We start from the raw sequence: 9,520 nt of genomic DNA on the forward strand, positions 1-9,520 counted from the left end.
AAGCAAAAAGGCTGCCTTTACAAATTATCAGTCCAAATCCTTATCTCCAGGCCTATAGGTTCATGTTTGGTAGCGGAATATTGCCAGCACTTTAATTTCAGAGGATTTGTGCCTACTATTAAAAATACCGGCTCGTCTGTACCTGAAGGTTTGTGGGTGGCGATTCTTTGCAAAGTATCTAGGTCTATGTCACTCAGAAATGGCCTTTTATAAGGATGAGAATGCCAATCTCCCAAATAGGTCTCCTCGCCTTCCGTTTCTTGGAATACCTTGTCAATTTCCTTTTGCTGAAAAGATCCATCAGGAAGAAAGTAATCTTTCCTATGGACCGCCTCTGGCCCCGGATCCACAATTTTTGTCACAACCAAATTTTCCTGAACATCAACGTAGCCAAGAAGAATACCTCCTGTCTCGTAGGGTAGAAAAGTTTTAACTGCTCCTATGATATCTTCATAGAGATCACTCCTTATCCAGATCACGTTCATGACAATAAGGACAGTTTGGATGAATATTTAACTCATAGGAGTCCCATTTGGGAAGAATAGGATTTTCGTTTTCATCAACCATAGACAAAACTCCCACGTCATAACCTGCTTTTACTCCTTTTAAGGTCTGGGCTAGCAGTTTGACGCCGGCTAAACTAATATTATACATGTCAAAACTTGATCCTGTAAAGGTAATATCACCACAACCTTTCGCTTGGATTCCTCCTTTGCTATCGTCTGGGGGAGGAGTAATGGTCTTATCAAATAAAGCATGCTGTAAGCACATCCAGCATCCCTTTTTACCCACTGGGAGAACTCTGGCAATCACACCTCCCCAGCCACCCCGGCGCCCTTCAATGACAAAATATGGGACGCCTTTTTTTCTACAAAGATGTGAAAGAAAATGATTCACACCTTCTTCGGCAGAAGAATCATAAATCAAATCGGTGTTCAAAAACTTTTCTATTTTTTGATTTTCATTTCTGAAAGCATCCTGGAGACTTCCTATCCGATGGATCAGAATTTCTACTTCCACCTTAGGAAAATTTTTGTTGATGAAATTTTTCAAAGCAACTGTCTTTTGTTGCCCTACATATTCATATCCTAAAGGCCATCGCACATTGGAGGTTGTATCCACGTTATCAAAATCCATAAGTATTAATTTTTTCACTCCATTTTTAGCCATTTCTAGGGCAGATAAAGCGCCGAGAGTTCCGAGGCCGACTACCGAAATAGTTTTTTCCTGAAAACCGGAAGATTCGGGAATTCTGAGTTGTACATCTTCTTTGGCTATACTTTGAATGGGTATGTTTAACTGGATCTGCTGTAAACTGGATCTGCCATTGCTTTTTAATTTACCCTGGCTGAGAAACATCCAACCCCATCCCATTTCACCTTTTGCAATTTCCTCAGGAAAGATGAGACAAGTTAGATATTCTAATTCAATATCCTTCGTTTTTATCTTGAGGTTCTTGGGAAGGGGAATATCCTTATTCTTCAATTCTGCGTAGAATTCTTTAAAACCACTTCTGTCATCGATAAAAGATGGAAACCGGTTTAGAAGGTACCATTTGGTTTTTTTCGTGTGGTGATTCTTATGCTGAAAGGGAAAGGCTCCATCAATAAGGACTGATTCACTATCCAACCACCTTTTTGCAATAAAACTTAAATTCTTCTCCAAACTTTCTTCCAGCTTTTCAGGATCTATAAGAAGATCAATGGTGTTTGAGTTATCTGGATACGAGAGATCCACGAAACCATGCTTTAATACCTCCAGACCTTCTTGCTCTTCCGGTAAGGGGTACGAGAAAAAGGAGGGTCTGTCGCTAATTACCGACAGCTTAGGTTGATTGATATAATTTTCTGATATAGGTTCTGCTTGTTCCTCTGGATCTAAGGCTATTTCCGTTTGATCTTTAATTTCTCCTTTAGCTAATACCAGTGGAAGGCGAGTCTCCAGAAATTCTCCAATAGAAACTACTTGCCAATATTGGGTGGGCCGGGGGATTAAGCACAGGTTTTTTCCTGACGGGTGTTGATGTCTAGGGAGAGAATAGTTTTTTAAAATAACTTCTGGCCGAAAATACGGGTAATTGTTTGGGAATTCAATTTCAATAAGCAAATCTTCTCCGACGTCTATGTCGAAAGTTCCTCTCGGGATTATGCAGTTCAGAATTAATATAGAGTCCTTTAAGGATCGCTTCTCTTCCCCAAGCCGAATACCCCGGGAAGTAAGACTTTCCAGCTCTTCCCGAAGTATGTGAGGCTTTTCTTCATGCCATACTGCCATTATCCTACCGGTCTTGTTCCAGGTGGTTTTGGAGGATTATGAGGTTTGGGTTCCGGCTTCACCGGCTTGTCGGGTCTTCCTGGTTGATTTGGCTTCCCTGGTTGATCAGGCTTGCCTGGGGTCTCTGGTTTGGACATAATAACTTGATTTTAGTTAAAAATTAATATTTACCTTTATTCAATATACTGAACTAAAATGCTACACTGCAAAAAAATTTTATTTAGTTTGTAATCTTTTTTCTTTTCAAAACCTATATGAGAAACTGAACCAAAGCTATGATCGTTTTCCAGCTTGTACAGTATCTTTTCGATGTTTTTGTATTCTCCTTCAAGTATAAAACGGAAAGAAGTTATCACCCCCTGCTTATCGTCTAAATCCTGGACGTGAGGCTCTTTAAAATCTATGATCTTATAGTCGTACTCCCCTGAATGCCTATTGAGTACTTCCAATAAATTGTTTTGCAGGGAGTGGCTTTCGGCCCTATTGGCCTTTATGATGGAATCAAAATAAATTTCTTTTAGTCTTAAGCCTTTTGAATCCTTTATTGTGGCTGCCGTTTGCTCTATTTGTTGCTCCACATCTTCAAGGTCCATTTTAACTTTCAAGGTTCGGGAGAAGGAGTATTGGTAGGATATTACAAGAACCAATACGAAGCCCCCAACTAATAAGTTATTTTTAGTCTTTTGTTTCATGAGGTTTCAATTTCAAAATAAGAACGAAATCAGAATTTCCTGTACTGCTGTAACCAAAGCCTGAAATTTTGGTTTCTGCGATCCATGGAATTTTTTCCAGATCTCTCGTCCAGTTTGAAAATTCGTTTTCATTTGTACTTTCCCCACCTATCCTTATTGTACCCAGCTCTAGGGAAATTGGTTGGTTTTCTTTCACCGGTTTCTGAAAAGGTTGATAGATAAACTCAATAAAACTTACTGAAGCAGGTTTATCGGCAGTCAGCCTGTTGAGATAGAATGTGCTGCGGGAATTACTGTTATTTAAGATGTTCTTTACCACTTCTTCCTTCTGAAGGATTTCTGCCAGTTTTTGATTGTAGGATTCTTTTTCTGATAGTTCCGTCTGATATTGGAAAGTTAATTCCTGAAATCTATTATAGTAGTTTGAGAACAAAAGGAAATTAATAAGGAGTAACAATAACAGGGCAGAAACAGCAGTAGCCATTGCTTTCCGGAAGAAGACTTTCTGGGAATGCTCTTTTCGTAATTCGTTGTTCCTGCTATCAGTGTTGGAGATATTATGAACACTGTTTCCTGAATAGTTAAAAAGTCCTGCCAGGGTTAGTAAGAATTTTGAACTGACTTTAGTGTCGCTAATTTGATAAACAGTATCGTCCGACATTTTTTCCGTTTTTTCATAAGACAAAACGGATTTGTCGTCAGCACTAATGCAATAGGAGGAAGCAATAAATTCTCTTTCTCCAATTGCTCTTAGCAAATGTTGGACAGAAAAAAATCCCAGAGAGAAACCAATGATTTTTACACCTTGTAGTTCAAGTGTGGCTATTATCTTATTTACATGATCTTTTCGGCAAAGGGCAATTATACTTCCCACAGGGGTATTGAGAATCTCAAAATAAAAGTCATCGAGATCAATATTAGGGAAAGCAGATGAAACGATTTTTGCAACCGGTCCCTTATTGGGTATAGATTTTAAAAGAACCTGATTACTCGTAATACAAAGAAAAGCATGTTGATATTTGGAAATATTTTCAGCAAATTCAGAAAATTCTTTAGCCTCGAATGTATTTGTGATATCAAATTCCCCCATTCTTTTCAAGGCTGTTATACCACGAATTACAGTGCTTCCATCGGTATTACTGCTATATTCAAGCCCACAATATGTGCTGCCATAGTTCCAGTATGTCGTGAATCGGGAACTCATCAGTAAATAACAGTTGGTTTAATTAAAATATTTAGTTTTTTCTTGGAGTCCTCTCGTCTTCTTTCACTAAACAACCATTTGATTATGGGTACCCGGGCGAGCAAAGGAACTCCTGAGCCAGAGTCGTCTTTTGTACGTTCCTCAATTCCTCCAAGGATGGCAACGTCCTGGTCCCTCATTCTGATAATGGAGGAAAATTCCCTGCTATTCATTCCAGGAGGAGCATCCTGGGCTATTCGTTCTCCATTAAAGTTTGATTGAACAACATTTATATCTAATGTGATTTCTCCATCTCCCGAAACAAAAGGCATTATTTCTAAAGCGAGTTCGGCATCAATAGGATAGTAATTAGTTACTTCTGATGTCTGGGGTATTTGTGAGCCAAAGAAGCTTTGACTAGTAACGGCATAATAGGTTGTTTCTCCACTGGAAAGGTGAGCTTTGTGTCCGTTAAGTGTACTTAGTTTAGGTGTAGAAAGAATCTTAAGGTTTCCATTGGTTTCCATTGCCTTTATGTTCATATAGAATTCCGGAAGGACCTTTCCCATATTAAGTGCTCCAAAACCATTAAAGCCTCCTATCACCCGATTTATGGTTTGAGCTCCTATTTGCATATCAGCAGATGGGAATGCACGGCCTTTAGTTTGAACTGCTTCATCTCCAATACCGAAAGAGACACCGGTTTCCACTATTGCAGTTCTATTTACTTCTAAAATCATTACCTCAATAAGTATTACCGGTACAGGTTTGTCAATGTATTGCACGAATTTCTTAAAACGTTCAATTCTTGCAGCTGGTCCACTCACAACGAAGCTGTTTAATTCAGAATCTATTTTTAAATCTATTCCTTTCAGAAGTTCATCAGGAATGATTTTTTGTATGGCTTCGGTGGAGGTTTCAGTTGTACTTACTGAATTTCTAAGATTATTGTTGGTAGGTTGGAGGTTTCCGCTGTCAAAATTTTGATTATTGTTATTTCCCGGAAAATAATTGGCGTTTGGAGCCCTAAAATTATTTCTATCAGTGCGTCTGCTTTGATTGTTTCTGGAAGGATTACTTAGCAATTCAATGGATCGGTGCATCATTTGAACAACTTCTACTTTTTTAAGAGACAATTGATCCTCAGTACCAAAGAAATAAATATCACCCTCTTTTTTAAAAGTAAATCTTTTTTCGGTTTCTCTGGTATTATTTGTTAAATTTCGTTGAAGGGATTGCTCTACTGCTTTATTGTTTTGTGATAATTCTCCTGTGCCACTAGAATTAATACTTTCAAAAATTTTATTTAAAAGGGTATCATAGAAAATTTCCTCAGCCTTAACAGTAACATTTCCTATTCCGGCCAACGAAGAGGCAGTGAATGTATCGAGATTAAGATCTTCTCCAAGGGTATAAATAATGTCTGATGCCGGAACATTCTTGAAGTCTACTTCAAGAAGTTTTCGGTCAGGATCTAAAATGCTATAATAAAAATTGTCTGCCTTGCTGATGGCTCTATTGACACCAGATTTGTTATTTTCGGTTTCACTACTGTTAAAAATAAAGAAGCCATCCCTGGACTGGATTACCTCAAGATTGTTGGAGATCGCGAGTTTTTCCATTGCAATATCGAAAGGAACACGGCTAAGGTATACTGAAAGGGAATGCTTTTCCATTCCTGGAGCAAATACCATGTTTTTGCCTGAAACATCTGTGATTTTTCTGAAAACCTTGTTAAGGGGATCATTCTGTAGATCCAGGCTTATAAGATTTAATGATGGATCGTATGTTGCTGCAATCTCTTTTTCTATAGGAGCTTTTGCCGGTGGTTCAAACTTAGATATAGAAATGATGCTTCCTGTAAACTGGATATCAAGGTTATATTCTTTTACAAGGAAAATGAGTAAATCTGCAATACTAACATTCGAGAAATTATTGATTATTTCGATTTCCTCAAGCTGTGGAGAAACATTAAGGTTGATCCCGTGAACCTTGGAAATAGCCAAAAGAAGATTCGATAAGGTAGTATGGCTAATATTAACATTTACCGTTTCTTCAAATTCAGGGTGTTCAACTTTGAGGAGTTCAATATGATTTTCAATAGAATATAATCGGCTTTCTGCTTGAGCAAAAGCTTTAACACCAAGTATGAATAAAAGTATAAAAATGTATTTCTTGTAGGGCATCAATGTTCGCTGTTTAATAGGGAATAGACTTCTTCGATGGATGTTTCTCCGGCAATAATCATTCGCTCAGCATTTATTTTAAGAGTTGAAAGATTCTTTTCTTTGAGAAAATTATCTATTTGAAATTCATTTTCTTTAATTAAAAACTCCAGGCTTTTGGTAACAGGAATTATTTCATAAATAGCTTTTCTTCCGCGATAACCTGTATGGAAACATTTGGGACATCCCGTGGGGAGAAAATGCTGGATCATTTTAGAAGGTACTTTAAATCCCGGAGGCAAAATTGCTTTTTCAATACCTGCCGGTTGTTTGCAGTCATCACATAATTTCCTTACCAGACGCTGAGCCACGCTGGTATTTAGGGTGCTGGAGATAAGATAAGGGGGTATTCCCATATCGATTAACCTTGAAACTGTAGACCAGGCAGAGTTTGTGTGGATCGTTGAGAGTACCAGATGTCCAGTTAAAGCGGCTTTTATTGCCATGGTGGCCGTTTTCTCGTCCCTTATTTCCCCAACCATGATAATATCCGGATCCTGGCGCAGGAACGTGCGTAAAGCTGCTGGAAAATCAAAGCCTATATCTTCCTTGAGCTGTACTTGATTAATACCCGCCAAAGTGTATTCTATAGGATCTTCAATAGTAAGAATGTTGGTACTTTCCTGGTTTAACAATTTTAGGGTTCCATATAAGGTAGTGGTTTTGCCAGAACCGGTTGGGCCTGAGATGAGAACAATACCATTTGGTTTTTTAATTCCCTCCAGGTAAAGGGAAAGTTCTTTTTTAGTAAAACCTAAATCAGTCAAACTGACTTCTTCGGCATCTCGTTTAAGGATACGAAGTACTATTTTTTCTCCGTGGAGGGTAGGTAAGGTAGAAACCCTTATATCAAAATCCTGATTGGAAGATTTAACGGTTATTCGTCCATCTTGCGAAAGGCGCTTCTGTGAAATATCTAATCCCGCCTGAATTTTAATTTGATTTATGATCTGGGGATATTCGATAGAGGCAATAGAAAACTGTTCTTTCAGTTTTCCGTCCAGTCTAAAACGTACCCTGCACCTATCTTCGTATGGTTCTAGATGTATATCACTACTCCCATAATCTTTCGCTGTCTGAAGCAATTGTTGCAGAAAATTATTTTTGAAGTTAAGCTCTTGAGTTTCAGTAGTGGTAGTTTGCCTGTAATTCAGGGAAAGGTAGGACTGCAGAGTAGTGGAAGTTTCTTGTTCTAATTTTAAGCCATATCCAAATAATACTTGAAGTTCCTGTTCCAGCTCATGTAGGTTTTCCGAGTCAGTTTTAAAAACTATTTTATCTTCAGACTTTTCGACAGGTACTATTCTGTGATGAAATGCTTGATTTGCTGTTATCAGCTGCTTTAAGGCTACAGGGATGTTAAACAGGTTATCCATTAAAATAAAGGTTTTTGTAAATGCCAAACCAGTTGGATAGATATATGCAAATAAGAAATAAAGAAGCATATCCGGCCAATGGAACCGTACTATTTTGTTTTCTGGAAATAAAAGTATGCAGACCTAGTGAGAAAATCATACTGAAAACTAGGATTACAACATAAGTAGCCGTTGGAAAAGCTAGTGCAAGGGCTAAGAAAAACAAGATGTCTCCGATCCCGATAGCCTCTCTAAAAAAATTAACCTTCATTTTTATCCGGGCGTAAAAAAAAGAGAACAGGAAGATAAATCCAGTAGCCAATATGTTGATAATAATATTTCGAAAGAAAAGAACAGAAAGACTTTCATTATAATGAAGGTATCCTGCAATTGCGCCAAATACAGGAAAAAGGAACCACCATACAGCTCTCTCCTTAACATCCTGATAAAGAATAAAGGAAAGACCTATTAGGAGAAAAATCCTTAGTGCAAGTATTGCTATCAATCTTTAATTATTTGTTTTGGATTTCCTTCATTATCTATTTCCCAAACATTGAAAATACCGTCTCCATCAAAATCCACCACTGCGGTTGCTCTTACCTTAAAATTGTTTAAAGAGGCCTCTATTACCTCGTACTGATAATTAGCACTTCCATTCTCCAACACCGTTCGCGGTGCTTCATAATTTATTTCATTAAAATCTGCTGAATACTTCGAGTGAAGGTATTGGTGTTGTTTTTGAAGATTAGAGATGTATTTTAGCTGAATCTGAGCCTCCTGCGCCTTCGTTTTACTTATTAAAGGCATAAAGTTAGGCAAGGCTATTAATAGCAAAATACCCAGGATAGCCAAAACGATAAGCATTTCCTGAAGGTTGAACGAAGGTAATTTTTTGATTCTCATAGTATAGCAATAGTAAGTAATAAAGGCAGAATGGTTATTCCGGTAAACCGTAAAATATTTACGGTTTTCTTAGTTATTTGACTTATTCAGGTAATAATTTTATTAGCAGAACATGGATTACTATCTCTAGAAGAACTTTCCTGTGGATGGGACGCAATAAAAGGTCAAGCAAACCGCTATGCTTTTTGTGTGAGATAAATCCATCAACAGGTGTAAAGTGAGCACCAAAAAAACAAATAATAGAATTCTATAAAATATTTATAGAGCGTTTATGAAGAAGAGAAAATGATTAACTAATCAGCCAGCTTTTTAATCTATTGATCCTGAGGTTTCACATGCTATTGAATTATAAGCCAGACCTTGAAGGATAAGGACATCGATGAGAAAGTTAAACAAAAGCTCAATGCGAAAATGGAAAAGTTGCAGCCAAAACAGATCCTGATGCAACCCGTTTTGGTGTTCTTATCTATAGTTTCATTTTTCTTAATTTGCAAGAAGCTTAATTAAGAAAACCCCAGTTCTTTACTGAGATTTAATTGCTTCATAGCACTCTTTTTAACCAGAGCTGGTGAAAGTAACCGATTACTCTTTTTATTTAGCGAGATTTTCTTTTCATTTAAATAAAGCTAATGGAAATCTTCAGTTAATGCCTAATATGTTTATTAGCTATTAAAATGTATAAAAGAATATCTAAACCATAATTATTATATGGTTTTCCATACCTCCGTCAATTTTTTAAACATTTAATTTTATATCAATTGTCACTAGTGTCCGGTTATAAATTAAACATTTTCAGTTGGTTATAATCGTCATTAATATTCTTTCTGTATTCTTTATTGTTAAGTAGTTGATTTATAGTTACTTTCTCAAAGAGGCTAATACTCAAAA

8 protein-coding genes are annotated in these 9,520 nt (G+C 37.2%); all 8 read right to left on the minus strand.

Features of this window, described 5'->3' with window-relative positions; genetic code table 11:
• Window positions 1-17: 17 nt before the first annotated feature.
• Window positions 18-485 (minus strand): Mov34/MPN/PAD-1 family protein, encoded by a 468-nt coding sequence (locus LB467_RS16770; protein WP_224475204.1) that lies wholly within the window; start codon window positions 483-485, stop codon window positions 18-20.
• Window positions 460-2,106 carry a ThiF family adenylyltransferase gene (locus LB467_RS16775; RefSeq protein ID WP_224475205.1) on the minus strand — a complete coding sequence of 549 codons (1,647 nt, stop codon included), beginning with the start codon at window positions 2,104-2,106 and terminating at the stop codon, window positions 460-462. The genes LB467_RS16770 and LB467_RS16775 overlap by 26 nt, the downstream gene beginning before the upstream one ends.
• Before the next feature lie 167 nt (window positions 2,107-2,273).
• A complete protein-coding gene (locus LB467_RS16780) occupies window positions 2,274-2,411 on the minus strand; it encodes a hypothetical protein (RefSeq protein WP_224475206.1) in 138 nt (45 codons plus the stop codon).
• 36 nt (window positions 2,412-2,447) lie between these two features.
• Window positions 2,448-2,966: a hypothetical protein gene (locus tag LB467_RS16785; protein ID WP_224475207.1), complete on the minus strand. Its 519-nt coding sequence runs from the start codon at window positions 2,964-2,966 to the stop codon at window positions 2,448-2,450.
• Complete coding sequence (locus LB467_RS16790; protein WP_224475208.1) at window positions 2,950-4,170, minus strand: hypothetical protein; 1,221 nt, start codon at window positions 4,168-4,170, stop codon at window positions 2,950-2,952. Before LB467_RS16790 ends, LB467_RS16785 begins: the two co-directional genes overlap by 17 nt.
• Window positions 4,170-6,335: a type II secretion system protein GspD gene (locus LB467_RS16795; protein ID WP_224475209.1), complete on the minus strand. Its 2,166-nt coding sequence runs from the start codon at window positions 6,333-6,335 to the stop codon at window positions 4,170-4,172. Before LB467_RS16795 ends, LB467_RS16790 begins: the two co-directional genes overlap by 1 nt.
• Entirely contained in the window at window positions 6,335-7,750 is a 1,416-nt protein-coding gene (locus LB467_RS16800; protein ID WP_224475210.1) for a GspE/PulE family protein, read from the minus strand. The genes LB467_RS16795 and LB467_RS16800 overlap by 1 nt, the downstream gene beginning before the upstream one ends.
• A gap of 480 nt (window positions 7,751-8,230) precedes the next feature.
• Window positions 8,231-8,632 (minus strand): prepilin-type N-terminal cleavage/methylation domain-containing protein, encoded by a 402-nt coding sequence (locus tag LB467_RS16805; RefSeq protein WP_224475211.1) that lies wholly within the window; start codon window positions 8,630-8,632, stop codon window positions 8,231-8,233.
• Window positions 8,633-9,520: the final 888 nt, after the last annotated feature.

This window comes from Salegentibacter tibetensis (assembly GCF_020164485.1).
GTDB lineage: Bacteria > Bacteroidota > Bacteroidia > Flavobacteriales > Flavobacteriaceae > Salegentibacter > Salegentibacter tibetensis.